This window comes from Pseudomonas sp. OV226 (genome assembly GCF_003148705.1).
Classification (GTDB): domain Bacteria; phylum Pseudomonadota; class Gammaproteobacteria; order Pseudomonadales; family Pseudomonadaceae; genus Aquipseudomonas.
In genome coordinates this window covers 84,807-111,077 of the sequence record NZ_QGGS01000023.1, presented here as the reverse complement: position 1 = coordinate 111,077, position 26,271 = coordinate 84,807, and the positions used below count along the sequence as shown (strand labels likewise).

Below are 26,271 nucleotides of genomic sequence, written 5' to 3'. Positions count from 1 at the left end.
CAACCGGCCTGACGACAACCCTGAGCTCCTACACGGCTGTAAGGCCGTTCCACTAATTAGGGTCGTTGGGCATCGATTCTCATCGAGGCGCGGGGTGACAGCCCCACTCAGACGCCGGATAGATGAAAGCAAGCCAAACACGACATCAAAAACAGTATTGCAGAAAAGGGGGTAACCATAGATGTAGGAGCCGGGCTTGCCCGCGATGGCGGTGTGTCAATCACCATGAACGGTGCAGGTGAAACCGCTATCGCGGGCAAGCCCGGCTCCTACAGGTTTACAGGTGTTCCCGCCGTCGTATTCCGGGCACAAAAAAAGCACCCCGAAGGGTGCTTCTTTTCCAATCTGTAACCTGAGTATTCAGCGATTCTCTTCGTTCTGCGACAGGATCAGCTTGCCTTCCTTGTCGACCGGTATCTGGTTACCCGGATCACGATCCATCCGCACCTTGCCTTCCTTGCCATCCAGCGAATACCGAACATCGTAGCCAACGACCTTGTCGCTGATGTCATTCACGGTGTTACAGCGAGTTTGAGTCGTGGTGTAGGTATCACGCTCTTGCATGCCTTCCTGAACCTTGTTGCCCGCATAACCACCGCCGACAGCGCCTGCGACCGTAGCAATCTTCTTGCCGGTGCCGCCGCCGATCTGGTTACCCAACAGACCGCCCGCCAACGCACCCACTACGGTACCGGCGATCTGATGCTGATCTTTGACCGGCGCTTGCCGAGTCACTGCGACATCCTTGCAGACTTCACGTGGCGTCTTGATCTGAGTCTTGACCGGCTCAACGGCGAGTACTTGCGCAAACTCAGGGCCGCTTTTAACCAAGCTGTAGGTGGCAACAGCACCCCCGGCAGTCACACCGACAGCACCCAATACCGCACCAACCAGCATCGACTTGTTCACATGAACCTCCTGACCATCACATGCGGGACAAACCCGCGCTTCTCCCAGCCTTGGAGCACAAAAAAAGGCGCGAGTTCAACTCGCGCCTTTTTGGGCTAACTACCGGGAAATGCGATGGCCGTTATGGACGGTCGTCGACTTCCTTCTCGGTATTGGCCGGTGGAATCAGGTCTTCAGTGCTCAGGTTCAGCCAGATCAGCACCACGTTAGCGATGTAGATCGACGAGTAAGTACCCGCCAGAACACCGACGAACAGCGCAATGGAGAAGCCGAACAGGTTGTCACCGCCGAAGAACAGCAGGGCCGCAATCGCCAGCAACGTGGAGATCGAAGTCGCCATGGTCCGCAGCAGGGTTTGCGTGGTCGAGATGTTGATGTTCTCGATCAGACTGGCCTTGCGCAGTACCCGGAAGTTCTCACGAACCCGGTCGAATACCACGATGGTGTCGTTGAGCGAGTAACCGATGATCGCCAGTACCGCCGCCAGCACCGTCAGATCGAAGGTGATCTGGAAGAACGACAGGATACCGATGGTCACGATCACGTCGTGGATCAACGAAACAATCGCACCGACCGCAAACTTCCACTGAAAGCGGAACGCCAGGTAGATCAGGATGCCGCCCAGCGCCATCAGCATGCCGAGGCCGCCCTGGTCGCGCAGCTCTTCACCCACCTGCGGGCCGACGAACTCGACGCGTTTGACCGTCGCCGGGTTGTCGCCGCCGACTTTCAGCAGCGCTTCTGCCACCTGGTGACCCAGTTGCGGATCTTCACCCGGCATACGCACCAGCAAGTCGGTAGTTGCACCGAAGCTTTGCACGATGGCTTCGTGATAACCCGATGCCACCAGTTGCTCACGCACCTTGGTGACGTCAGCTGGACGCTCGTAGGTCAGCTCAATGAGCGTACCACCGGTGAAGTCCAGGCCCCAGTTCATGCCCTTATGGAAGACACTGAAAATGGCCAGCGCCGTAAGGAACAATGTGACGCCGAACGCAAAGTTGCGAACGCCCATGAAGTTGATTGTACGTAACATGGCAGCCCCTTAAATCCACAACTTCTTGAAGTCACGACCGCCGAAGATCAGGTTGACCATCGCGCGGGTCACCATGATGGCCGTGAACATCGAGGTAAAGATCCCGAGGGACATGGTCACTGCGAAGCCTTTGACCGGGCCTGTGCCCATCGCAAAGAGAATCCCGCCGACCAACAAGGTTGTCAGGTTGGCGTCGAGAATCGCGGTGAATGCCCGGCCGAAGCCTTCGTTGATTGCCCGCTGTACGGTCATGCCCGCCGCGATCTCTTCACGGATCCGCGAGAAGATCAGTACGTTGGCGTCGACCGCCATACCCATGGTCAATACGATACCGGCGATACCCGGCAGGGTCAGCGTTGCACCCAGCAGCGACATCAAGGCCAGCAGCAGCACCATGTTCACCGCCAGAGCGACGGTGGCGATGAGGCCAAAGAAGCGGTAGATGACCATGATGAACAGCGAGACAAACAGCATGCCCCACAGCGATGCATCAATACCTTTGGTGATGTTGTCGGCACCCAGGCTTGGACCAATGGTGCGCTCTTCAGCGAAGTACATCGGTGCAGCCAGACCACCGGCACGCAGCAGCAGCGCCAGCTCGGAAGATTCGCCCTGGCCGTTCAGGCCAGTGATGCGGAACTGAGCACCCAGCGGCGACTGGATGGTCGCCAGGCTGATGATCTTCTTCTCTTCCTTGAACGTCTGGACCGGCACGTCTTTCTCGACGCCGTTAACCATTTGCTTGACGTAAGTGGTCACCGGACGCTGTTCGATGAAGATCACCGCCATGCTGCGACCGACGTTGCTGCGAGTCGCACGACTCATCAGCTCGCCACCGTGACCATCCAGACGGATGTTCACTTCTGGCGTGCCGTGCTCGCCGAAGCCAGCCTTGGCGTCAGTCACCTGGTCACCAGTGATGATCAGGCCACGCTCGATCTGTGCCGGCGGACGCTTGCCTTCACGGAACTCGAAGGTTTCGGAGGTAGCTTTCGAAGCACCCGGCTCAGCAGCCAGACGGAACTCAAGGTTGGCCGTCTTGCCGAGGATACGCTTGGCTTCTGCGGTGTCCTGGACGCCCGGCAGCTCAACCACGATGCGGTTGGCGCCCTGACGCTGAACGATCGGTTCGGCAACACCCAGCTCGTTGACGCGGTTACGTACCGTGGTCAAGTTCTGCTTGATGGAGTATTCACGGATTTCCGCCAGCTTGGCCGGGGTCATCGCCAGACGCAGCACCGGTTGACCATTCAGGTCGGCCGGAACAATGTCGAAATCGTTGAAGTTCTTGCGGACCAGCGCACGGGCCTCTTCGCGGGTTGCTTCATCAGTGAAGCCCAGCTGAATGGCACCGTTGAGTTGCGGCAGGCTGCGATAGCGCAGTTTTTCTTTACGCAACAGGCTCTTGACGTCGCCTTCGTACACTTTCAAACGTGCGTCGATTGCTTTGTCCATGTCCACTTCCAGCAGGAAGTGCACACCACCGGACAAGTCCAGACCCAGCTTCATCGGGTGCGCGCCCAGGCTGCGCAACCATTGCGGCGTGGTTTGCGCCAGGTTCAGTGCAACGACGTAGTCATCACCCAACGCCTTGCGCACGACGTCTTTGGCAGGCAACTGATCTTCAGCCTTGGTAAGGCGAATCAGACCACCCTTGCCGTTCGCCGCCAGCGTGGCAGCCTTGACGTTGATCCCGGATTCCTTGAGCGCAGTGCTCACACGATCCAGATCAGCCTGATTGACGAGCAGCGCAGTACTTGCACCGCTGACCTGAATGGCCGGGTCATCAGGATATAGATTGGGAGCGGAATAAATCAGACCGACCGCCAGCACCGCCAGGATCAGAATGTATTTCCACAGAGGATATTTGTTCAGCATCACGCCGCCCGTTTATGACGCGGGGCGCCTTGCGCGCCCCGTCGATTGAATATGAAGTTGAAACTTAGATCGCTTTCAGCGTGCCTTTTGGCAGCGTCGCGGCAATAGCGCCCTTCTGGAACTTCATTTCGACAGTGTCGGAAACTTCCAGAACAACGAAATCGTCTGCAACTTTAGTGATCTTGCCGGCGATACCGCCAGTGGTCACAACTTCGTCGCCTTTTTGCAGGCTGCTCAGCAGGTTCTTTTGTTCTTTGGCGCGCTTGGCCTGTGGACGCCAGATCATCAGGTAGAAGATGACCAGGAAACCGACCAGGAAAATCCACTCAAAACCGCCACCCATAGGGCCCGCAGCAGGTGCAGCGGCGTCAGCCATGGCATTAGAGATAAAAAAGCTCATTTAGCACTCCAGTTGCAAATGTTGAATCTTGGGGTCAGAAAACTCAGTCCAAAGGCGGAACAGGTAACCCGCGTTTGGCGTAGAAGGCATCGACAAAGGCGGCCAATGTACCCTGTTGAATAGCCTCGCGCAAACCAGCCATAAGCACTTGATAATGACGCAAGTTATGGATGGTATTGAGCATGCTCCCCAGCATTTCGCCGCACTTGTCCAGGTGATGCAGATAAGCACGGGAGAAGTTCTGGCAGGTATAGCAATCGCAGGTCGGATCGAGCGGCGAATCATCATGGCGATGGAACGCGTTACGGATCTTCAGCACGCCGGTATCAATGAACAGATGCCCATTGCGGGCATTACGGGTTGGCATCACGCAATCGAACATGTCCACACCGCGGCGCACACCCTCAACCAGATCTTCCGGTTTGCCAACGCCCATAAGGTAACGAGGTTTGTCAGCCGGCATCTGACCCGGCAGGTAATCCAGCACCTTGATCATTTCGTGCTTGGGCTCGCCCACCGATAGACCGCCAATGGCCAGGCCATCAAAGCCGATCTGGTCGAGGCCTTCCAGGGAGCGCATGCGCAGGTCCTGGTGCATGCCGCCCTGAACGATGCCGAACAGCGCCGCCGTGTTGTCGCCATGGGCTTCTTTCGAGCGCTTGGCCCAACGCAACGACAGCTCCATCGACACGCGAGCGACGTCTTCGTCAGCCGGGTACGGGGTGCATTCGTCGAAGATCATCACGATGTCCGAGCCCAGGTCACGCTGAACCTGCATCGACTCTTCCGGGCCCATGAACACCTTGGCGCCGTCGACCGGGGAAGCGAAAGTCACGCCCTCCTCTTTGATCTTGCGCATGGCGCCCAGGCTGAACACCTGGAAGCCGCCGGAGTCGGTCAGAATCGGGCCTTTCCACTGCATGAAATCGTGCAGGTCGCCGTGCTTCTTGATCACTTCAGTGCCAGGACGCAGCCACAAGTGGAAGGTGTTACCCAGAATGATTTCCGCGCCAGTGGCGGTGATATCCCGCGGCAGCATGCCCTTGACCGTGCCGTAGGTGCCCACCGGCATGAAGGCCGGGGTTTCTACGGTGCCGCGTGGAAAGGTCAAACGACCGCGACGAGCCTTGCCGTCAGTAGCAAGCAACTCAAACGACATACGACTTTGGCGACTCATTCTTTGTCCTCAGGGCCACGTGGTGCGGGGTTACGGGTGATAAACATCGCATCACCGTAGCTGAAAAAGCGGTATCCATGCTCGACGGCCGCTTTATAGGCAGCCATGGCTTCGGGATAACCGGCGAACGCCGAAACCAGCATCAACAGCGTGGATTCAGGCAAATGGAAGTTGGTGACCAGGGCATCGACCACATGAAACGGTCGGCCCGGGTAGATGAAAATGTCGGTGTCGCCACTGAACGGCTTGAGCACGCCATCGCGCGCAGCACTTTCCAGCGAACGCACGCTGGTGGTCCCCACGGCCACCACGCGACCACCGCGAGCGCGGCAAGCGGCAACCGCATCCACCACGTCCTGGCCGACTTCCAGCCATTCGCTGTGCATGTGGTGGTCTTCGATCTTCTCGACGCGTACTGGCTGGAACGTACCGGCACCGACGTGCAGCGTCACGAACGCGGTCTCGATGCCCTTGGCGGCAATCGCCTCCATCAGCGGCTGATCGAAATGCAGCCCCGCCGTCGGCGCCGCCACGGCACCCAAACGCTCGGCGTACACGGTCTGATAACGCTCGCGGTCCGAGCCTTCGTCCGGGCGGTCTATATAAGGTGGCAGCGGCATGTGCCCGACGCGGTCGAGCAGCGGCAACACTTCTTCGGCAAACCCCAACTCGAACAACGCATCGTGACGCGCCAGCATCTCGGCCTCGCCACCGCCATCAATCAGGATCTTGGAACCCGGTTTCGGCGACTTGCTGGAACGCACATGGGCCAGCACGCGATGACTGTCGAGCACCCGCTCGACCAGGATTTCCAGCTTGCCGCCGGAAGCCTTCTGGCCAAACAGCCGCGCCGGAATCACCCGGGTATTGTTGAACACCATCAAATCGCCCGGGCGCAAATGCTCAAGCAAATCAGTGAATTGACGGTGTGCCAGGGCGCCGCTGACCCCATCAAGGGTCAACAGGCGACTGTTGCGACGCTCGGCCAAAGGATGGCGGGCGATCAGCGAATCTGGGAGCTCGAAGGTAAAGTCAGCAACGCGCATGATGGGGTTCGTCTAGCAGGGCCGGGAAGTCTAGCGGAAATATCAAAAATTCTCTATGTACCTGATTGACCGACGGTAATCTCATCTCTATACTTCGCCGCCATTGAGCCCTGATGGCGGAATTGGTAGACGCGGCGGATTCAAAATCCGTTTTCGAAAGGAGTGGGAGTTCGAGTCTCCCTCGGGGCACCATATAGCAGTATCTGAAAGTCTCTACCAGGCTTTCAGACCCAGAGAAACCGGCCACTTGGCCGGTTTTTTTGTGCCTGTCTATCTACCCCTGTCTCTCCCTATACGTTGTATCCCTGTATCCCTGCTTGTATCCTGAGAAAAATACCGAACTTTGGGATACAAGGATGAAGCGCGCAGACATCAAGCGCCGCCCCCTCGCTGACACGACACTTGCGGGGCTGGAGCCGGAATCAAAGGAATACCGGGAGCTCGACGGAAACGGCCTCTACTTCAGGGTCAAACCGGATGGTGGTAAATCCTGGCAGCTCCGCTACAAACGTCCGGCGGGCAATTGGGCTTGGATGGGGCTCGGGGGTTACCCGGAAGTAAGTGGTGCGTTGGCACGGGACAAAGCTGCCGATCTACGCAAAGTAGTGAGTGGCGGTGCCGATCCCCTTGAACAAAAGCGATCCGCGAAAGCTGCTATCGATGCGGCCAAAACCCGAACCTTTCGAGCTGCCGCTGATGCCTGGCTGAAGGCAAAAGAGGAAAAGGGTCTCGCACCCTCCACTCTCAACAAAATCCGCACCTACCTCGACAAAGACATACTCCCGGCACTGGGAGATAAGCCTCTAGACGAAATCACCCGTACCGACTGCGCGGAACTCCAAGCATCCATCGAAGCCAGGGACGCACACAACGTGGCTGAAAAGTGTCGCACCTGGATAAATCAGATCTTCGGTCGAGCCATCGGATTAGGCTTGACCGAAAACGACCCGGGAAGCCGACTTCGCGATATCGCTGCCCAAGCCCCCAAAACTCAACAGCATCCTCATTTGCTGGAACCTGAACTTGGCGACTTTCTGACCGCGCTGAAACACACCCCAAGCAGACTAACGGCCCGAACTGCGGCGTGGCTCTGCATATGGACGGCATCGAGACCGGGAATGGTCCGCTTAGCTGAATGGAAAGAGTTCGACCTTGATAAAGCCACCTGGACGACACCTGCCGCCAAGATGAAGATGCGGAGAGATTTCGTGTGCCCACTCCCTAAGCAGGCGTTATTCGCTTTAAAGGAACTCCGGTGTCTAACAGGGCGCAGTCGGTGGTTGTTCCCCGGCGTCGGAGCTAAGAACCCGACAATCAGTGAAAACACCATCAACAAAGTCTTTGCGACGGTTGGTTACAAAGGTCGCTTGGTCGGCCACGGAACTCGCCATACCGCCAGCACCCTGCTTAGAGAACACGGTTGGCCGAAAGAGCACGTCGAAGCGCAGCTCGCTCATAAAGAAGAGGGGATCTCTGGGATCTACAACAAGGCTCAATATCTTGATCACAGAGTGAAGATGATGCAGTGGTACGCCGATTACCTTGATCAGTTGGCTGTTGGAAATGTCCTCCACGGACAGTTCGATGAGGTGGTATGAGCGCGTATATCCATATCCCCTCCAAAATCCGTGTTACAGGTGTTACTCGTGTAACGACCTGTGGCGAACGCCCGAATTCATTGGCTCCCACGCCTGTTACACGATTGCGCGTCTTCTCGTACACCCGATGTAACGCCGTTCAAACGTGTAACGCCAAAAAAAGCCCTCGTTTACTGCGGGCCGACGTCCGGCGCACGCTCATACAGCGGGACTCTCGCTGGTTACGCCTGCAAAACACAGGGCGTGGGATAGGGCGTTACACGTTGCCAGAGACACTTAGCGATGACTGATCAGCAACCCACTTCACACTCAATGCTAAGCGCTGGGCTGATCAAGTACCTCTCCGCCCAACCGCTTTACGGACTCTGCCGCGAACAACTCGCTGCTGTGTGCCACTTGATCGATCAGTGTTGCCAGCGAATCCAAACCGGTGGCATCGATAGTGATCTGAGCAGCATGTGCATCAAGACGACGATGCATGAGGAGATTATTTTCCAGTACGCCTCTACTGACAACAGAGCGCGCCTCGCTCATTGGGTTCGTCAATACAGCAACTGCTACTCGGCTTCGGACCGCGAAGCGCATGCGGCCTACATCATGGCCTGTGCTGTCAAAGCGCTGGAGGTTCTTAACGACTGGATGCGCGCCGCCGATAACGCGGCCTGGTTGCATATCAAGGAAATACCGACCGACTGGCCATGGGATCTGTACTGCCGGTTTGTGGAATCTCAGGTTGATACAGCCGAGCGCACGAGGGCACTCGACGAGTATGTCTTCTATTTGCAGCCGATCACTTCCCTGCCCTGCTTGATCGATGACGAACTGACACCCCTCGCTGATCAGGCAATGAGGTCAGCTATCCGCAGCAAAGGTGGCATTATCAGCGGGATGGAGCGAAGCCAAGACGTCAACGCCCGAGACGCTGCAATCGTTAGTCAGGCTGACCATTATTTGGCGATGGGCATGCCAAGAAAGAACGTCAAAACAGCCGTGCATGCCTGGCTGAAACGTGAAGTCGCTAAGCCTCTCAAACAGCGCCCTGAGTGGGTCACCCCCGAGACTGAAAAGGTGCTGACTCGCAAAAGCGTGGAAGCCATTCTCGAGCGCAACTTCGTGCTGTAACTGAAATTTCAATTGGAAGTGAACTGCTCACCGCCATTCAATCTCTAGACCATTGCTCTCGTCAGTCCAAATCAATCGAGAGCAATACCTATGAACACCTCTGTCACCGATTTTCCCCGCAGGTCACCTGCTAACGCCCCTTCACATTTCGATGCTTCTTCGACTTTGATCCGAATGCGAGAGTTGGAGGGCATCGTTGGAATGAAGCGCTCCACCATCTACAAACTCATGCAGCGCCCCGACATTGGCTTTCCCCAGCCCGTCAAATTGAGCAACAGCAACGCGCGCGGCGCCCCTGTCGCCTGGGTTCTTTCCGAAGTGCAGGCATGGACACGCAGCCGCATCGAGGCGCGTGACCAGGTGGCCGCATGAAGCGCAATTACTGCCCTTTCAAGGGGCCGTTTCTCGACTCCTACAGCATCGGATTTCGCCTCTATCAAGCGGAAGCAATCAACTGGCGCCACCGCACCATCGCCGGTGTGAGCTGGAACGGCGAAGAGCAAGAAGCGTGCTTTTTTAGCCCTGACGGCCTCGTTCTCCCGCTCAAAGCCAATCCTTGGGAATTGCCCGAACTGATCCGCAAAAACGCGGTGCGCAGAGAGTTTTCGAGCGTCCACGGCACCGGTTATTTCGCAATGAGCGGCAGCCGCCTCGCCTCACTGAAAACGCGTGGTATGACCGACTGGGTCACCTACTGGCTGGTGGATCAATCGGCGGGGTACGCGAACGATCCGGTGGTATGGCAACGCATCACGGATGAGGATCTCGCCGTGGAGAAAACCGCAACCGAGCGCCTTCACCACGACATGCGCTTGACCTCGGATCTTACCCAGTATGTGGATGAATGCCTCGCACAGAGCCGTGATTCGCTGGCTGTCGAACACCGCCGACGTTGCGCCGAAGACAGCAAGATCTTGGCTTGGCTCAAAGGCGAAACACCGCCGCCGCTGTTTGCCTCCGCGCAGGAGGCAGCATGAGCCGAAAGATCGCGAACAGCGCTTTTATGCACCCGTTTTCGGTATTGCGCCGAATTGGCTTTTCGCCCCGCCTCATGCAGCGCCTTGAGCGCTATCGCAGCCAACAGGACAAGCAAGGTCGCGTGGTCAGCGTACTCAGCTGGGCCGACGGCACCTGGTGTGCCCTCTCCCTCCACTGCGAAAAGACCGGAACCGTGATCGTCGATGAAGGCCAGCAAACTCAAGCCTACGAAGACGCACGATCCATGCTCAACGGTGGCTTCCTGCCCCTCCTGTCCCTGCGCTGGGAAGCCCATGCCTGAAACGAAAACGCCTCCGGGAGCGATCCGGAGGCGTTGAGGTAAATCTACATGCACGAACAATTTATGCCGCACCTGAAAAAACCGCAAGTCATGAACACAGTTGCACTTTCAAAAAACGGACGTTACTCTCTGGTCGTCGCTGCAAATTCAGCGACCGGGTTTGGCGACCCGAGTTACTTGGCGCACAGGCGCCCCAACCGACAGCAGGCGCTTTTTTTGTGCCCGCCGTTTCGTGTTATGGCAGCTGTGCGTGGGAGACCTTCGGGTCTGCCGGGTTCCAAGTTCCCGGTTCGCCAACCTGCGCACAGCTGCCACCTTATATCGTTTGGCGACGATCAGTGGCAGCTCCATCTTCAAACTTGGAGTGTCACCTATGCCTGCTCTCAATCCGTCCAAATTTCGCGCCGCTGCCCATCGGGCAATGGCTCTCGCCGCTTTACACGCCAACTCCAGCCTCGCTACACGTCTTGCCCGCTACAACGACCACATGGCCAAAGCCCGCGCACTCGAAACCGCAGGCGGTGCCCAATGAACAGTGCCCTGAGCTGTGCCCTGCCTGAAGACCTGCTCTGCGTTAATCCGAAAGCGGAAGCCGGTGTCCCCATCGACGCCATCACCTGCGCCATTGATCGCGCCGACTCGGTACTGACGCTGCTTGAGGATCACTTCGAAAACGAATCCTCGCGCCTCGCCAATCACATCATTGCCGCCGTTCTTTGGGACGTGCGCGGCACCCTCGGCCTGATCAAAACGCTCGCCTTGCACGGTGACACCACGTCGACTCCTGCGGCGCAGAAAGGCGGTGCGCTATGAGCACTTCCACCACCCTTGGCCACGCCACATTTACTCGCGTGAATGCCACCGATTTGAAGTTGTTCCGGGTCAATGCCGGAATACCGGTCGAGGATGCACTGGAGATGGTTTCCCTGCTGCAACATCACGCAAACCAGCTCAACTTCGACGCCGCCATGAGCGACAGCGGCGAGCGTTTCAGTTGGCCTGCGCTGTACTTGGGCGAGATGGCCAAAGCATTGATCGATGACATCAACGACGCGCTGTTTTTGGCGAGGGCTGACGCATGAGCCAACGCCCGAGCAACTCAGCGAAACGTCCCAGCTTCGCCGACGTGAAAACCGCCGCACTGAAAGACATTGATCGTGTCCTGTCGCACTGGCTGCCAAACGGCAAGCGCGTGGACGGCGGCAAGGAATACACCGCACCGAATCCGACCCGCAGCGACAAACGCGCCGGTTCGCTCAAGATCAATCTGAGCAAGGGCACATGGGCCGACTTCGCCACCGGTGACAAGGGCGGCGACCTGATCGATCTGGTGCGCTATCTGGACGGCGGCACCGACGTCGAGGCCTGCAAAAAGCTGGCAGAGCTGTTCAACGTATCGCCCGGCGCCGCCCAGACCAAGCCAGCGTCTGCCAAGACAAAAGCACCTGAGTGGATTGCCATTCAGCCGATCCCGGCCGAGGCCATGAATAAGTGCCCGGCCAAGCATCGGCAACACGGCGCGCCGTCCAAGGTGTGGATCTACCGCGACGCGCAGGGCCAGCCGCTTATGGCGCTATACCGCTTCGACCTCGCGCCGGATGAAGACGGCAAACCGAAGAAAGTCTTTGCTCCCCTGACATGGTGTCAGCGCGCTGATGGCCAGTCCACGCAATGGCGCTGGCAGGGTCTGCCCGATCCGCGTCCACTGCTGCGCCTTGACGAACTGACCCAGCGCGCTGACGCACCGGTTATTCTCTGCGAAGGCGAGAAAGCTGCCGACGCCGCCGCCGAACTGTTGCCCGGCTACGCGGCCACCTGCTGGCCGAACGGCTCCAACTCCTGGCACAAAGCCGACCTGACACCGCTCAAGGGTCGCGAAGTGCTGTTGTGGCCGGACAACGATGTCAGCGGTAAAGCCTGCATGGAAGCCGTGGCCGACAAGCTGCGCGAAATCGGCGCCGCCTCGGTCCGGTTCATCGCGCTGGACGTGTTCAAACGTAAGCCCACACTGAAGAACGACCGCGCCGCCTTCGCCAAAGGTGGTCAATGGGTCGACGGTGACGATGCTGCCGATGCGCTCGCGAAAGGCTGGACGGCGGCGCACTTCGCCGAGCTGGAAAGCAGCGGAGAAATGTTCGGTTTGGTTGTCGAAAAGACGGAGCCTGAGCAGGCCGAGACCAAACCAGAACCGAAGACAAAAACCGCCGCCAAGCGCCCCGCAAAATCGAAAAACGACCTGATGCCCGGTGGCTTTCGCCTCACGTCCGAAGGCGTGTTTTATGCGGGCGACGACGGCGAGGCGCGGCCGGTGTGTTCGCCACTGGAAATCCTGGCTCGCACCCGCGACGACAAAGGCCAGAACTGGGGCCTATTGGTCGAGTTCGACGATCCCGACGGAGCCAAGAAACGCTGGAATATCCCGGCGCGCACCATGACCGGCGACTTCGGCAAGGACGTACTCGGACCGTTGGTAAATATGGGACTGCGCCTCGCGGGCAGCCGCTCAGGACGCAACGCACGCAACGACCTGCAGAGTTACCTCGGCGGCTTCGACAGCGCGCAACGGGCACGACTGGTCACCCGCTTGGGCTGGCACGACAGCGCCTTTCTGCTGCCAGAGCAACAGGTCGGCGCACACAGCGAACACCTACACTTTTACGAGACGGGTTCTCAGCTTCCGCCAATCAGCGAAGCAGGCTCGCTTGAGCAGTGGCAGGAGCAGATCGGCGCACTGTGCGTCGGCAATCATCGATTGGCGTTCGTCGTCGGCGTGGCCTTTGCTGGCCCGCTGCTGCACATGCTCGGCCATGAGTCGGGCGGCTTCCACTTGTACGGCGACAGTTCAGGCGGCAAGACCACGCACCTGCAAGTTGCTGCCTCGATCTACGGCGGACCGCGTCTGGTGCGTTCGTGGCGTTCCACCGACAACGCGCTGGAATCCATCGCCGCCGCGCATTCCGATGGGCTTCTGGTGCTGGATGAAATCGGCATGTGCGATCCGCGCATCATCGGCGAGACGGTGTACATGCTCGGCAACGGCACTGGCAAGGCACGCGCCAATGATCGAGGGCAAGCAGGCCGCCAAGTACAGGAGTGGCGTCTGCTGTTTCTCTCCACCGGAGAGAAGACGCTGGCTCAGCACATGGCCGAAGCCAACAAGGAGCTGAAAGCGGGCATGGAGGTACGTATGCTCGCCGTTCCGGCCGATGCGAGCAAAGGCCTCGGCATGTTCGATGCGTTGAACGGCTTTGAGGATGCGGCGTCACTCGCCGACGCCCTCAAGGCGCGGGTAGCGAAGTATTACGGCACTCCACTCACCGCTTTCCTCACGGCGCTGTGCGAACCGGGCAAACGTCACGGTTGGTCCGCCATCCTGCGTCGCACGCTGGAAGGGTTTATCGCTCAGTCGCTACCGGCCTCGGCCAGCGGACAGGCACACCGGGCAGCCGCTCGTTTCGGCCTCGCGGCCGCAGCGGGTGAGCTGGCCACCGCGATGGGGATTACCGGCTGGCCGGATGGAACCGCCACCACCGCCGCTCGCGTATGCCTCAACGCCTGGATGAACGAGCGTGGCGGCGCCGGGAACTTCGAAGGTGATGCGATCTTGGCGCGGCTGCGCCAAGTCATCGAGCGCTTCGGCGAAAGCCGTTTTACCCGCTGGGAATCGGCGGCGGCAAAGATCGACGAACACGGCCCGCGCACCATCGACCGCCTCGGCTTTCGCAAGACGCTGGAGCACGGGTTGGGCGACTCCCTTCACACCACCAATACCTACTACGTGCTGCCCGAGTTATGGCGCTCGGAGATCTTCCGGGGCATGAACATCAACGCCGTGAACAAAGAGCTGCTACAGCGCGGCGTTCTGGAGCCGGGAGGTGATGGCAAGGCGTCGAGTTCGATCCGGTTGCCCGGCCTAGGCACGCAACGCTGCTACGTCGTGAAGACGATTCCGGGAATGGATGAGAGCGAGGCTCGGGCTGCCTGAGGGCATCTCTGCTGATCGAGGTAGCGCCGGCTTAATCCCGGCCTCGCCAGCCACTCAACCCACCCAATCGAATTGAACAGAGACTAAACAGATGAACGAGATTCAAGACCTGAAAGACAGTCGCGACCAATTGCTGAGCGAGGCAGAAGGATTGCACGCCGAACTGCTACCACTTGAGGCCGTGCTGGAAAGTGAAGACCCCATCGAACCGGATCGGAAGCGCGAACTGTGGGACAAGTATAACGAGCTGAAAAGGAATTTTGATTCGCGCAACAACAATGCTGACCTTCTAAATCGGAAAATCAGTCGCCGTGAGAACCTCGCCAATTGCGACTCCTTGATGGTGGGTTACATCGAGGCGATGGATAACTGGACCGGTGATGAGCAGGAGCTGAACGAAAAGCGCCAGAGCCTCAGCACCCGCCTGGCACAGATCCAACAACAGGCGGTTGAGGACATGGCCAAAGCCCGTCAGGCCGAAACAGACGCCGCCACTGCGTACGCGCAGGCCGTCGCTTGGGGCGACACCGAAGGCGAGGAGACCGCCAACGCCGACGCACAAAAGGCCGCGAAGAATCTTACAGCGGCCGCCGAACATAACCGTCGGCAAACACTGATGATGACTGCTCTGGAACAGGAGCTAGTCACGGTAGATAAATACATCGCCGAAGCACAGGAAAAGCATAAGGGGATAGAACGCACCGCCCTCTGGCTCTCGCAGACGGTCCTGGAAGAGCAATGGAACGAGGCCGCAAAAGCGTTGTTCGATGTGGGCGGAAAGCTTTGGGCAAATTACAGACTGCTGGGGCTTGATCAGATAAACCTTATGAAACTGGCCGTTCCAGAGGAAGGCGAAAACTTCGGGAAATGGACGTGGCACGAGCTTTCCGACCGCTCTCGTCAATACAGCGCACGGGACTTAGTCCAGCTCAACAGTCTGCCAATACCGCAACAGCCCGAAAACCTGAGCAATCCAGAACAACGCAAGGATGAACGCAATGAACAAGCCACTACAGAACAGCGCGACCTGGTCTGATACGCTCGAAAGTCGGAAAGCCCACCTGAATACCCTGTTGAAAACCATCAACGCAGGTGCGGGCAAAATCAGTCACATACAAACACTGACAATCAACGCGATCAAAGCGGAAATGGCGAATATTGAAAGGCAACTGAACGGCCGTAAATAGCGCTGAACTTGTAACAAGCATGACTATCTTAATAATCACGTAAGCCTCCACAGACCAAGGAATCAAAATGTCCAAACTTGCAGAATACCGTCAGCTGGAAAAAAATCTCGCTGAGCAACTCCAGGCACTGGAGGCACTGAAAGGTGATGATGGCCTAAAAAAAGAGATCGAGTTCGAAACGAAGCTGCGCAAACTGCTCGAGCATTACGGCTTTAGCCTGAAGCACATTATTAACCTGCTCGATCCGCAAACCACTGCACGGCGCCAATCTCCGGCCCCGGCCGCGAGCACACGCAAACCACGCGAACTCAAGGTGTACAAAAACCCCAATACCGGTGAAGTGATCGAAACTAAGGGTGGGAACCACAAAGCTTTGAAAGAGTGGAAAGCAGAGCACGGAGCGGACGTCGTCGAGGGATGGTTGAAGAAGTAAGACAGCTTCACCTGAAAAAGGGCCCACACGGGCCCTTTTTGGTAACTACTTGACTGAAAGTGAACAATTTCGTCGTCAACTCACAGCTAACTTACGAATCTCCAATATTTCCTAGTTTCCACTACGAAGATCGAAGACCACTTCGGGCAATAGCGGACGTTAACGAATGACCGCTTCGGCTAGAAACCACTAATCATAACATGCCTAAGACCCACTCCAGAGATTCATGGGCTTGCAGCATGTCTCAGCGCGACCGTTGATCCGGTCGCTCAGCGTTCATAGTAATAATTGAGGACTTCATTGAATCCCACGTTTTCAGCAATCAGCCTCGCTGCCAGTTTGTTGAGGTGTGCGATACTTGGCAGTTCATTTGTCCCCGATATTTCAATAGAAAAGTCCGCTCTATAACTTTTGCCAATTCTCGAGAACTCACAGCCGAGTTGCTTCAAAATGTCGTCTCTTAACAAAATTTGGTTTCGTCGGAACCGTATCATTCGATGACAGTCGAAGAAATCCGACCTCTTTGTAGAGTCAAATTTCCTACAACTCCAACCAGTAATTCGAGTGGCTCGATATAACGCTCGCTCTTGTATATCGTTCCACACACGAAAATCGAAATGATTGGTCGGGTTTGGATCCTCGTACGTGGCCTGGCGATGGAAGTCGGCAGCCCTAAATTGAAACTTGTCAAGGACCCCCAACGTTCTGTTCTGTGCAGCTAGCACACGTTTCATTGATGTTGGCATGTCGAAGCGCATTACCTTGGTTTCATCTAATATGCGTAATTCTCTTGGAAGCTCCTCGTTCTCTCGATCCCAGTGCCTCTCATTCCGTTTGGGAACACACTGAAAATGCCTACCAAAGAGGCGCATAATGCCGACTGAACTCAAAGGAACTATGTGAATTTCTTCCTGATCATTATCTTCGTGAAGAAAATAATACGCTTTTCCGAGCCGAATTAGAGTTTGTGCTATTTCGCTCACTAGTTCGCGTACTGTTTCGTCTACCGAACGTGGTGCGTGTCTCGTCTTAACGTTGCCAAGGAGTTTTTGCACGACCCTATCGTCGTTCGTTACGATCTCAAAAAGATTCCCACCTCGGCGGTTCTTCGAGCGGAACAATCTCGCAAAATCCTCATCAAACATTCGGCGATGAAAGTCTGCCTTTTGCCGTATTCGATTGAAGAACAGTCTGTCTATTAATCCAAGCTGATTATCAGGATTATATTGCCAGTATGAAGGCTCAGCCTTAAAAACCCTCACCTTGCACCTCGTCGTCGTCGCGCAGTTGTTGTGCTAGGGACGTTATGCTATGGCTTACTTTGAAGTCAATTGGTTTGACCTGGGGAAGAACGTGTTTTGCAAAAAAAAGATGAGATGCATCACAGTTTGACTGCAGGAAATCCCTCACGATTTTGTTTGGATGCGGCTTCCCTCGCCTCATACTTATCTGATCTCCAAAACCGTCGTTTCTCGCACGATGTTCGAACGACATTTTCCAATTAATCCGGATTAAGTCACGCGGTGAGGCACTTGCGCTAAAACTGAACGGGTCTGAAAGAAGCAACATTCTTTTTAGGTATTGTTGCTTGTCGGCAGCTCGCGTGATCCAAGTGTCAAATTTGGCGAGAGCGTCTTTCGATAAGCTCTCATTATTGAAGTATGCATCGTAAAGGATGGCGAATCCTAAAACCGAGGCCAAATCAATGATTACAGTTGAAAACAGATGAAGTCGGTACTCGTCGCTTACTTTCAGTGAAGTGTCTCTAAACTTCGTATCTGCAACAAGTAACGTAAGAGACATGAACATGGGGAGAACCTTGTCCAACTTGCTTTCATTATTTTGCTCAAGCGCACTTATACATGCTTCGCTCAGCTCAAAATAAATCTGCCCAAAGTGATCCGGCATTTCATCGTTGTATCTTGATGTAAAAATGTATCCGACCATGGCTTCGTTGCCGAGCCAGGCAATCGCCTCATCTCGTGCTGAGGCAAGTTGCGCTGCCATCTCGTCAGTATTTACCTCAGGCAGTTTGTATTGCTCTTCAGTATAGTGTCCATAATCATAATATCGACCCATGAGCTGTGTAAGATCGTGAAACCAACGTGGCAATTTCGAATAACTGTGCAAGCTCGCTAGAACAACCTGAGTTGCGGCCTCGGACATTTTCAGCCTTGTCATCGACTCCACGAAATTCGTAATCAAATGCTGATAAAAACTGCATATAGCGGGCAGAACTCCTGCATAATGTTTTAATAACTTTTGGACGGCCAACTGTTGGACATATTTAGGCTTAGATAGGCGCTGCCCTTCAATCTCACGCTCAAATTCGATGCGTTCGATGATAAAGCCAAGCTCCACTTGCATAAAAGCAGGCAGACGACGCAACGACCTCTCGCTCCATTCGTCTGCCTCAAAAAACTGTTTCAACTCTTTCTCAAAGGTCACCATTCGGCGTAGTGTTTCTAAGCAAAGATTGCTCCCCAACGCAGCCCACGTGTCTGCTATGACAATTCTTTTTTTCACTGATTCATCATCCGTTGCTACGTCCGATGAGGACAGAGTATGTTCAATGATCTCCTTGAATTTTATTATCTCCTGCATGCCTATATCGAACTGAAAACGATGCGCATAACCTGATATACGGTTCGAAAAGCGAGCGAGAAGTTTCAATGCGAGATCGAAGTCACCGGCCTGAAACGCAAACTCCACGTGGCCTGCTAATCTGTCCACGATCTCGTTTTCTAGCCATTGATGATCGGTTTTTTCCTCAATCAGAACTTGTTGGCTGCTCGTTCGAAGAGCCATAGACGTCGCGCTATCCCCAGCTAAAAACCATTGTTTGTGTTTTATTCGTCTCGGGAACCAGTAGCTATTTGGGTCGATTGTGTGTTTCTGCTGAAGGTAATGCAGCAGTAAGGCCGCATAGCATTCGCTTAGTGCGGGCAGAGTGTCTTCTAAACTCTCCTTTCCTACTTTGACGCGACCATCAATATAAGAAAGTTGCTCAAGCGCCTTCTGCGCCGCCCTCGAGTGATGATTGGCTAGAGATATCGAAGTCCGAGGACTTGCCGCACCTTCAATGTGGCGAACAATGTTAGGGAGTATTTCACTACGAGCCAAAACATTGAGATCAAAAAAATTAAACAATCTCTGACCCAAAGGAAACAATGCCAAAGCGCTTAGTAAAATTAATCCGGTACCTACTATATAAATGAATAGGCCAGGCTCGTATCTAAACAAAGGGAATGTGGTAGCTATCAGGCAGAAAATCGTTGACAGCACTAAAATTCTAGAATAAATACTGCCCACTTGTTCGTTGGTGAGCATTTGTATGATGTCTCGGCGAAGCCTGGTGTAGCCAGCACTCAGTATGATTCCAGTTGTCGCGAAATAGATCGAGAATATCGCAGTAAGCATTTGGGCATACAGCCTAAGCTGCTCAATTATAAAAACCTTGTCCTTATCATTTAATGGCGGCAACCAAAGTTGACTGCTTCTAACATAGGCCTCAACATAATTTAGCAGCGCCAAAATTGAAACTACCCAAAAAAGGCTTTTGACTCCAATCCACGCAATGGAGCCTGAAACTCGTGCATTCTCCATCGACCCGGTGACTGAAGCGTTCATCTTGTACGAGCTACGATCGAAGAAAAAAACAATTTTTCCTAGCCATGCTCGTGCTTTCCAAAACCAAGACTTGGAACTTGCTAAAACCTTAAGTCGTTCAATCACATTTTTCACTCTCTATGCCTACCACTCATATATAGTTGGCTTCAATTAGAATTGCGAGACTTTAAATCTGAACAAGTACTTATCGTGCAAAAATTTATAATATTTCGGGGGTTTTCTTAAAATCTTCAAGCGAGTCCACGGTACATAACTGTACGCTTAAAGCTTGCTCCACTGCTACATTGCCCCTCACAGCGAACGTCCGCTTTTGGCCGGAGCATTCCCTCTAGCCCTTTGCGATCACCTTAAACAGAGGACCAGGTTCCCTGAGCTGTCTATTTTGGTAGCGCCCCACATGCTTCGATTACATTGCTATCAGTGCGGCTATCGATAGCACCATCAGCCCCGATGTAGACATCGGTGTTCGGCCACTTCGGTTTAACCCGGATGCAGTGCGATACTCCACCGTTGTTCCAATTGAATTCCATAAAAAATTGGTTGTTCGGGAAGATGTGCCCAGCCCCACCAGTTGCTTCGCCGGGATAGATCTCGCCCTTTGAGATGTCGTGCTGAACATTCAAAATGTAACCGAGACGCCCCTGCCCCTTGTCAGAGAAATGGAAGCTCACTTGGGGCGTGGCGACATACCAAAAGACGATTGGGGCGAGTAAAAGCGCCACCACCCAGCGCCAGTAATGCCGTTTCGGTTTATTTGCAAACGTGGTCACGTGTACCATCTCCCCAGCTTGAACGTGGTAGTGCTAAAACTTCATCCATGAGCATCTTTGCCGTAATCCCACCGTTTGGGTGCTGCTTGTACAGTTCGACTCCAATGCTGATAGAGACTCGGTCGCCTATATCGTCCCAAGCCCGCATTCCTTCGATGTCTGCTGAGCGGTGAGGCCCTTTTCGCTCGTCCCACTTCTGAACTTTTCGAATAGAGTCTGATGCAATCTGCTCAAGCCCAGCGCCGTCCAGAAGAACGCTTTCAGAAAGGCCACCAGCGCGCCCTATGTAGCCATAGTGGATGTTCGACCAGATGTCATAGAAGTAGTCCAGCTGACCTTGCTTCTGCCAAGTCCCGCCGAACTGTTGCCCAATCGTCACCTTGTGATCCCATGGCCGATTTTGACCAACCCGCTCAGTCCAAAGGGCCATCGCAGCAGTAGTGTTACCAAGCTCCATTGCTTGGAAATTAGGTGGTGAAAGGCGTGCATACCACGGGAGCTTTTGAAACTTTGCATTTTCCGCTGCTGCATCAAAGCTGATTAGCTTCTTCATTTTCAGTACGGATGGGTGTGTGATGTTGCGGTTCATTTCACCGGCGATGTAGCTGGCCACCTGTTCCATCATGTCAGGGTCTTTGCACGTGACGGGGGCTTTTGATTCAGGCTTTGCCTCTGGCTTTTTCGGAGCGGCTTCGGGGGCTACCAGAGCGTTTGCGGCAACTGCCTTCTCTTTCAACTTCGGGTCAGCGAGCAGTGTGGCCATTTTCTCGTCATCCACAGTGCCATCTGGACGGAATGCACCGAGTGCCATGAAGTTGATGATGGTTGCTCCACCAGCATCGCCCATGACAAAACCGCCACCAACATCGCCTGACCCGGTAATTATCGTTCCACCGTGGCTGGTTGGGCTGCCTAAGTGGGCCATAGGACGCCCGTTCACTTGAATGGATGGGAACCCTGTTGTGATTACGGCGCCACAGCCGCAGGTATCGCCAACACGAGCAGATCCCATGAAGTTGATGTTTACATCGCCACTGGCGGAAGCAATCGGAGTAGTGCCATGACCGGGCATTGGGCAGACATGCTTGTCACCCAATCGAGCGGAGGGAGTCATTCGTCGTCCTTGTCGTGCAATGAAAAACCTCCGTATGGAGGTCAAAAGCGTTCGATAATTTCCGAGAGACTAGCGCACCGGGCGGGGGCGAGTCTGTAAGAAAAGACAGAGTAGCCCCTGCACGGACCTGCTTTGTCCAACAGGTGACCTTAAAATCCCGTTACACCGTTCCGCAGTGTTACACCTGACACAAGGTAAGCCCTCAGCTGGTGTTACATAGCACTTATCCTTTATAAACAGTGAGTTACGAGTAATCGCAACACCTGTAACACCTGTAACACGACATTTGAAAGGTATTTGTCCCCGCTCCCCACTAGCAACGCGTTCCATCAGCGATGAGACCCCAGCAGGTGCCGGGGCCCCTGAGGCGTTTAGATACATGCGGGCTCAGAAACCCGCAGGATCTTGGTAGCGAAAGGATTCCCAGCTTAGTGAACCGGTGAACCCGGTGAACTAAGGTTCACCTGTGCATACGCCCTATCAAATCTGTAATCCGAGTCCACCGTTACCAATGCGGTAACGATGGCCTCTTTTCTTAAAGATCCTTTCAATTTCAAGGTTGAAATTTCAGTAAGCTGGGTCGACTGCCGCTAACAAAATCCCGCGGGTTTCCGACCCCGTACTACGAGATGTTTCCCAGGGGCCCCGCCAATTTAGTCTGCTTTAGGCTGACCACTATCGACCGACTCCACCTACCTGCGCCGCTGATACAAGAATGGGGATAACTGCTCTATCCTCAGATGCACATCGTTGCCCGCTCACTAGACAACATCGGTGATACTCGATAGCTTCGAGCATGAAATCTTCCCCCTAATATCGATGTGCCGACAGTGGTTTCACTAGCTGGTACTGATGCGATTAGGCATAGCCCCTCACTACGCATGGCGCCAAATGACAATTGACCTTCAGTCTTTTATTGCAGGTACTGGATTTACTTTAATAGCAGGATGGCTCACCGCCTTTTTCGCTTTGCGTAAAGATGAACGAGCGATTCATATTGAGCAGGTTACGAAAGAACGAGCCAAGTGGCGCGACAATATGCGGACCCTTACGGAAGAGATAGTAACTATCTTTTTTTTGAAAGAAGATAAAAATAACAAAGGGAAGATTTCAGCGCTGCGATCCCGCCTTACCACGTCTATCAACCCAAAAGATGATACTCATGATCAGGCGATACTTGATCACTTTGACAGGCTTTTTGATGGTAACGGAACTGACATTCATGTATTCACTCGAAGGATTGCATTGCTGCTTAAGCACGACTGGGAAAGAGTAAAATGGGAGTGCATGCCCATATACGAAAAATTATTCACATATCGCTCAACAAAACAGCAACTTTGGCGACGCCCGGATTATAGAGATATCTCCTAGAAATACTTGCTTAAAGCATGCTGCAAATAAATTAGATGACTAAAAAGTCTACCTACCCCAATGGCCTGCCGACCGTAGAGTTGGGCTTAGCGTGAGGACTGACCCCAAACACCCTTTAAATATTAAGCCCAAGCGGGAGAAAAAATGAAGATTCAAAATTTAAAAGAAGGTAAAAAACCAATCCATTTAATAGATCATCCAAGCCTGACCCCCCTATCGCCTCATATAATGTCCTACTTGAAAAAAGGACTAACTGCAATGACTTCGGGAAATACTCGATTTCCTGCATCTAAAATAGAGAACTATGCCAATTATGTATGGGAAAAGGTTGCTGAGCTTGACACTGCATTGGGCTCTTTGCGTTTAGCCTTGAAGTTCGTAACTGAACTTGGTTGCGAGCCCAACCCAAGTCCAGAAGCCTATAGGTATCACTACGAAAACTTTGTCCTAAGAGTTATAGGATTTGTAGACCGTGCACATCGACTGGTCGGGGCATCCCTCTCATTGCCCCAGAGAAAATATGAATCATTTAACGGCAACGCGTTCGTCAAAAGTGAAACAGTAACGAATCATCCGGGCATCCACACCGCACTGGTGGCTGTAGCTACTGCGGTACAAGGCTACCGTGGACCTAGAAATGAGTTAATCCACTCCACCGCCTACTCCAGCCGTGAGCTGGGGTTGTTTATAGCGGTAGAGCACTTCGGTGTGGATACAGGGGATGTCGACATGGATGAGCTCAAGCGAGAGCATTCAGCTGAAGGGTCGAACGAAATTTCAAAAACAATCGGTTGCCTGGTGGAGGCACTCACAGCCTTGATGGAAGAGTTGGGGATTTTATTCGAGGCCGCTCATCAGATCGCCAGTGCCAAGGCCCCATAGCTCTCCTCCCGTTGGCTCAAGGTGGCGATACAGAAAATCAGCAACGACACGCATGTATCCCCAGCTGTATCCCTAACGGTATAATCTAGCTGCAAGCCACGGATTATATGAATGCCTACAGTCTCCCTCGGGCACCAAAATTAAGAAAGGTCTTGCTTAGCAAGGCCTTTTTTTTCGTCTGTAGAAAAGTGACCTCGTCCACCGCTGTCGTGTAGCAGCTGCCGAAGGCTGCGAGCTTTTGATCTTCGTATTCTTGGCCTGTACGACCCTTCTCAAGGATTCACCCCATGGAACTGCAGCTGGAAACCGTCGCCCTGTTCTGCCTCAAGCTTGCTTATGAGACGGAGGATTCGAGTCCGATTCTTCGGGATGATCCAATCATGAGTGATTATGAGCGCGAGGTTTTTGGGTTGTTGGTTCGGCGGGGGGATGTTGAGGGGATTCAGTTTCGGGTGGCGCACTGCGTGAGTTTGGCGCTGGACGTTTTAGGCGGTATTCATACGCCACTGGGACGGGAGCTGCACAGGTTGTCAGCTGATTTCCGCACAGCGCAGACGATGGATCAGCTTGAGGCGCCGCTAATCGCGCTCAAGGATTATCTGAAAGATATTCAGTAATGATTGGGTGGAGCCCCTTCACACCTACTGATACTGGCCGGGGTATGGTTGAAGTGAGAATGGACCTGCCACTAACCCATTACCCCAACTGACAACAACCAAAGATTTTTTCGGCACCACAAGGACGTATCAATGCGGCAAATAGCCCTCAGTAACAAGCCACTCAGAGGCATTCCCCGCCGCCTTCGCGCTCTGGAGCGCTGGGCCTCCAGTTTTCGCGACGAGTTTCACCCGCGATCCGTGAAGATGGAGCGCTACACACACTGGAAGATCCCGGTGCATGCGGCTCTGGTCGAAGGTCCTCAAGCCAGTATCGAAGTTCAAGCCTTCTGCCTTCAGCAACTGCTCGAAGCCGCTAGCCACCTGTCCGACGCTGCTGACCACTCACAAGGTTACTACCGGGTCGCTTGCCTGCTGGTGTGGCCATGGGTTCATCAGAGCGAGGTCACCGTCTTCTATGACCGGGACTATTATTTGGGTTTCCTCGGTGAAACTAACGCGCTCATGCCAGAGCAGATCAGCCATGCTCTTGCGTTGCACACACCAGCGCACTTCATCGAGCACGGACATGACGTAACTCAGCCTGACGATGAAGTCGCAGTACAGTGGTGGTGCATCGGGGAACCGGCTTGAGGCCTAGCGGCATTCGCGAGCAGCCCCCGCTGGGACTGATGACGCTAAACTTAAAAGCAAATCAAACTTCGCTGTCAACTCACAGCCTGCTAACAATCTCCTTCCAGATGTACCCGTAGTTATATTCCAACCAACGAACAAGGAGTTTGTCGTACTGCCTACGAAACCAACTATTTTTCCTGGCGACACGCCTTTCTTCAATCATAGCGTTGAGGGAGTCAGGATCGAAGCCTGTCCATACCGTTGGAAGGGCCGCCGCAATATTGGTAAAGCACACAGGCGCGACTTCGGAGTAAAGGATCTCGTAGAGGGTTTGAGGATCAACTCCTCTCACCTGACTCGCTATGTAATCGTAATTAACCGGGAAATCATTGAACGGATCCGAGAGCGCGACCCTAATTTTTGTCAACTCAGATTGACTCAAAGAATATCCCAATGTGAGAACTCCTCTAATTCCTCATCGAGCGAGTCAGCTACCGTTCCGCCTGCGACGCCCCCAACAACAGTTCCCAGAAACACAACGGCAAATGCACAGATCGGAGCGCCGGGCCCACAGAGCGCGCTGACTCCAAGCCCTGCCAGAATACCGCCCGCCGCGCCGCCGCCCACGATGAGCCCTTGACGCGCCGTTTCCTTTTGTTTGTTTTCAGCATTCAGAATTTGATAAGTCGCGACAGCAGCAGTAATCAAAATGCCAAGTTTGCCCATTAGCTGCATTTTTTTTGTGCCATTTGTGAACTTGGAATTGTCCCGCCCTGCTGCTTCCAAAATTGTGTAATGAACCTTGCTCTGCTCCGTCGGTGAAAGGCTGTCGTAACTCTTTTTGAACAGCTCCTTGGAGTAACGATCAAAGAGCGTTTGAAGCGTTCTGCCATCGGCCTTCTTTTTTTGCACGACAGCCAAGCCCTGCGCAGAGGTAACCTTGCGGTGCTCCATCAAGATCTTGTTTCGCATTTCATGGCTGAACTGCACGCCCTCTCGCGCGGTGATCTTCCCAGCTTTCACATCTGCCAACGTCTGCTGTGACATACGTTTTATGTTTTTCAGGTAGTTCGCCCGGACCTTTTCGTCAGAGATCGCGTCCAGAGAGAACCTAAGTGCAGTGCCCTCCATCAGTTCTAGCGCTCTATCGAGCGGAGAATCTTGCAAGGCGTGCTCACGCTGAACGACATAGCTGCCGGTGACGAGGTATGGCTCTGTCATA

The 26,271-nt window shown here is 54.4% G+C and carries 28 protein-coding genes and 1 tRNA gene; 17 read left to right on the top strand and 12 right to left on the bottom strand.

What is annotated here, in order from left to right; genetic code table 11:
• Window positions 1–360 precede the first annotated feature (360 nt).
• From C7534_RS26740 to queA, 6 genes are all read right to left on the bottom strand, one after another.
• Window positions 361–909, bottom strand: coding sequence for a glycine zipper 2TM domain-containing protein (locus C7534_RS26740; protein WP_046026633.1), 549 nt, complete (start codon window positions 907–909; stop codon window positions 361–363).
• A gap of 121 nt (window positions 910–1,030) precedes the next feature.
• Entirely contained in the window at window positions 1,031–1,945 is a 915-nt protein-coding gene (gene secF, locus C7534_RS26735) for a protein translocase subunit SecF (protein ID WP_109787575.1), read from the bottom strand.
• 9 nt (window positions 1,946–1,954) lie between these two features.
• A complete protein-coding gene (gene secD, locus C7534_RS26730; protein ID WP_077431309.1) occupies window positions 1,955–3,823 on the bottom strand; it encodes a protein translocase subunit SecD in 1,869 nt (622 codons plus the stop codon).
• Window positions 3,824–3,887: 64 nt separating this feature from the next.
• On the bottom strand, window positions 3,888–4,223 hold the full coding sequence (gene yajC, locus C7534_RS26725; protein ID WP_007982729.1) for a preprotein translocase subunit YajC: 336 nt from the start codon (window positions 4,221–4,223) through the stop codon (window positions 3,888–3,890).
• A gap of 43 nt (window positions 4,224–4,266) precedes the next feature.
• The gene (gene tgt, locus C7534_RS26720; RefSeq protein WP_128870527.1) at window positions 4,267–5,382 is read right to left on the bottom strand and encodes a tRNA guanosine(34) transglycosylase Tgt; all 1,116 of its coding nucleotides are present in this window, start codon (window positions 5,380–5,382) and stop codon (window positions 4,267–4,269) included.
• A gap of 14 nt (window positions 5,383–5,396) precedes the next feature.
• Window positions 5,397–6,446: a tRNA preQ1(34) S-adenosylmethionine ribosyltransferase-isomerase QueA gene (gene queA, locus C7534_RS26715; RefSeq protein ID WP_077431307.1), complete on the bottom strand. Its 1,050-nt coding sequence runs from the start codon at window positions 6,444–6,446 to the stop codon at window positions 5,397–5,399.
• Window positions 6,447–6,553: 107 nt separating this feature from the next.
• Between queA and C7534_RS26710 the strand changes: the two genes are divergently transcribed.
• The 13 genes from C7534_RS26710 (at window position 6,554) to C7534_RS26655 (ending at window position 16,050) form a co-directional block, all read left to right on the top strand.
• A tRNA-Leu gene (locus C7534_RS26710) sits at window positions 6,554–6,638 on the top strand.
• A 164-nt stretch (window positions 6,639–6,802) separates the two neighbouring features.
• Window positions 6,803–8,044: a tyrosine-type recombinase/integrase gene (locus C7534_RS26705; protein ID WP_109787574.1), complete on the top strand. Its 1,242-nt coding sequence runs from the start codon at window positions 6,803–6,805 to the stop codon at window positions 8,042–8,044.
• Window positions 8,045–8,326: 282 nt separating this feature from the next.
• Window positions 8,327–9,166 (top strand): hypothetical protein, encoded by an 840-nt coding sequence (locus C7534_RS32975; protein WP_256594821.1) that lies wholly within the window; start codon window positions 8,327–8,329, stop codon window positions 9,164–9,166.
• Between the two features lie 90 nt (window positions 9,167–9,256).
• Window positions 9,257–9,538, top strand: coding sequence for a helix-turn-helix transcriptional regulator (locus tag C7534_RS26695; protein WP_109787573.1), 282 nt, complete (start codon window positions 9,257–9,259; stop codon window positions 9,536–9,538).
• Window positions 9,535–10,143 carry a hypothetical protein gene (locus tag C7534_RS26690; protein ID WP_109787572.1) on the top strand — a complete coding sequence of 203 codons (609 nt, stop codon included), beginning with the start codon at window positions 9,535–9,537 and terminating at the stop codon, window positions 10,141–10,143. The genes C7534_RS26695 and C7534_RS26690 overlap by 4 nt, the downstream gene beginning before the upstream one ends.
• A complete protein-coding gene (locus C7534_RS26685) occupies window positions 10,140–10,445 on the top strand; it encodes a hypothetical protein (protein WP_109787571.1) in 306 nt (101 codons plus the stop codon). Before C7534_RS26690 ends, C7534_RS26685 begins: the two co-directional genes overlap by 4 nt.
• A 373-nt stretch (window positions 10,446–10,818) precedes the next feature.
• A complete protein-coding gene (locus C7534_RS32640; RefSeq protein ID WP_177412281.1) occupies window positions 10,819–10,977 on the top strand; it encodes a hypothetical protein in 159 nt (52 codons plus the stop codon).
• Window positions 10,974–11,258, top strand: a complete 285-nt coding sequence (locus C7534_RS26680; RefSeq protein WP_109787570.1) for a hypothetical protein — start codon at window positions 10,974–10,976, stop codon at window positions 11,256–11,258. Before C7534_RS32640 ends, C7534_RS26680 begins: the two co-directional genes overlap by 4 nt.
• Entirely contained in the window at window positions 11,255–11,527 is a 273-nt protein-coding gene (locus C7534_RS26675; protein ID WP_109787569.1) for a DUF3077 domain-containing protein, read from the top strand. Before C7534_RS26680 ends, C7534_RS26675 begins: the two co-directional genes overlap by 4 nt.
• A complete protein-coding gene (locus C7534_RS26670) occupies window positions 11,524–14,430 on the top strand; it encodes a DUF927 domain-containing protein (protein ID WP_109787568.1) in 2,907 nt (968 codons plus the stop codon). Before C7534_RS26675 ends, C7534_RS26670 begins: the two co-directional genes overlap by 4 nt.
• Before the next feature lie 91 nt (window positions 14,431–14,521).
• Window positions 14,522–15,466: a chromosome segregation protein SMC gene (locus C7534_RS26665; protein WP_109787567.1), complete on the top strand. Its 945-nt coding sequence runs from the start codon at window positions 14,522–14,524 to the stop codon at window positions 15,464–15,466.
• Window positions 15,429–15,617 carry a hypothetical protein gene (locus tag C7534_RS26660; protein ID WP_109787566.1) on the top strand — a complete coding sequence of 63 codons (189 nt, stop codon included), beginning with the start codon at window positions 15,429–15,431 and terminating at the stop codon, window positions 15,615–15,617. Before C7534_RS26665 ends, C7534_RS26660 begins: the two co-directional genes overlap by 38 nt.
• Window positions 15,618–15,684: 67 nt before the next feature.
• The gene (locus C7534_RS26655) at window positions 15,685–16,050 is read left to right on the top strand and encodes a histone-like nucleoid-structuring protein, MvaT/MvaU family (protein WP_109787565.1); all 366 of its coding nucleotides are present in this window, start codon (window positions 15,685–15,687) and stop codon (window positions 16,048–16,050) included.
• A gap of 269 nt (window positions 16,051–16,319) precedes the next feature.
• On the opposite strand, the gene C7534_RS26650 is transcribed toward C7534_RS26655, so the two are convergent.
• The 4 genes from C7534_RS26650 to C7534_RS26635 all read right to left on the bottom strand — a co-directional run bounded on the left by C7534_RS26650 (window position 16,320) and on the right by C7534_RS26635 (window position 21,564).
• Window positions 16,320–17,312 carry a hypothetical protein gene (locus tag C7534_RS26650; RefSeq protein WP_109787564.1) on the bottom strand — a complete coding sequence of 331 codons (993 nt, stop codon included), beginning with the start codon at window positions 17,310–17,312 and terminating at the stop codon, window positions 16,320–16,322.
• Window positions 17,299–19,785, bottom strand: coding sequence for a hypothetical protein (locus C7534_RS26645; protein ID WP_109787563.1), 2,487 nt, complete (start codon window positions 19,783–19,785; stop codon window positions 17,299–17,301). The genes C7534_RS26650 and C7534_RS26645 overlap by 14 nt, the downstream gene beginning before the upstream one ends.
• Window positions 19,786–20,057: 272 nt before the next feature.
• A complete protein-coding gene (locus tag C7534_RS26640) occupies window positions 20,058–20,450 on the bottom strand; it encodes a hypothetical protein (RefSeq protein WP_256594820.1) in 393 nt (130 codons plus the stop codon).
• On the bottom strand, window positions 20,431–21,564 hold the full coding sequence (locus C7534_RS26635) for a polymorphic toxin type 44 domain-containing protein (RefSeq protein ID WP_109787561.1): 1,134 nt from the start codon (window positions 21,562–21,564) through the stop codon (window positions 20,431–20,433). Before C7534_RS26635 ends, C7534_RS26640 begins: the two co-directional genes overlap by 20 nt.
• 891 nt (window positions 21,565–22,455) lie before the next feature.
• Between C7534_RS26635 and C7534_RS26630 the strand changes: the two genes are divergently transcribed.
• The 4 genes from C7534_RS26630 (at window position 22,456) to C7534_RS26615 (ending at window position 25,067) form a co-directional block, all read left to right on the top strand.
• A complete protein-coding gene (locus C7534_RS26630; RefSeq protein ID WP_109787560.1) occupies window positions 22,456–22,935 on the top strand; it encodes a hypothetical protein in 480 nt (159 codons plus the stop codon).
• A gap of 144 nt (window positions 22,936–23,079) precedes the next feature.
• Window positions 23,080–23,817 (top strand): hypothetical protein, encoded by a 738-nt coding sequence (locus tag C7534_RS26625; RefSeq protein WP_146206197.1) that lies wholly within the window; start codon window positions 23,080–23,082, stop codon window positions 23,815–23,817.
• A gap of 287 nt (window positions 23,818–24,104) precedes the next feature.
• On the top strand, window positions 24,105–24,434 hold the full coding sequence (locus C7534_RS26620) for a hypothetical protein (RefSeq protein ID WP_109787558.1): 330 nt from the start codon (window positions 24,105–24,107) through the stop codon (window positions 24,432–24,434).
• Window positions 24,435–24,566: 132 nt separating this feature from the next.
• Entirely contained in the window at window positions 24,567–25,067 is a 501-nt protein-coding gene (locus C7534_RS26615; RefSeq protein WP_109787557.1) for a DUF3916 domain-containing protein, read from the top strand.
• 79 nt (window positions 25,068–25,146) lie between these two features.
• On the opposite strand, the gene C7534_RS32970 is transcribed toward C7534_RS26615, so the two are convergent.
• On the bottom strand, window positions 25,147–25,503 hold the full coding sequence (locus C7534_RS32970) for a DUF7079 family protein (protein ID WP_109787556.1): 357 nt from the start codon (window positions 25,501–25,503) through the stop codon (window positions 25,147–25,149).
• Window positions 25,488–26,270 (bottom strand): hypothetical protein, encoded by a 783-nt coding sequence (locus C7534_RS26605; protein WP_109787555.1) that lies wholly within the window; start codon window positions 26,268–26,270, stop codon window positions 25,488–25,490. The genes C7534_RS32970 and C7534_RS26605 overlap by 16 nt, the downstream gene beginning before the upstream one ends.
• Window position 26,271 lies beyond the last annotated feature (1 nt).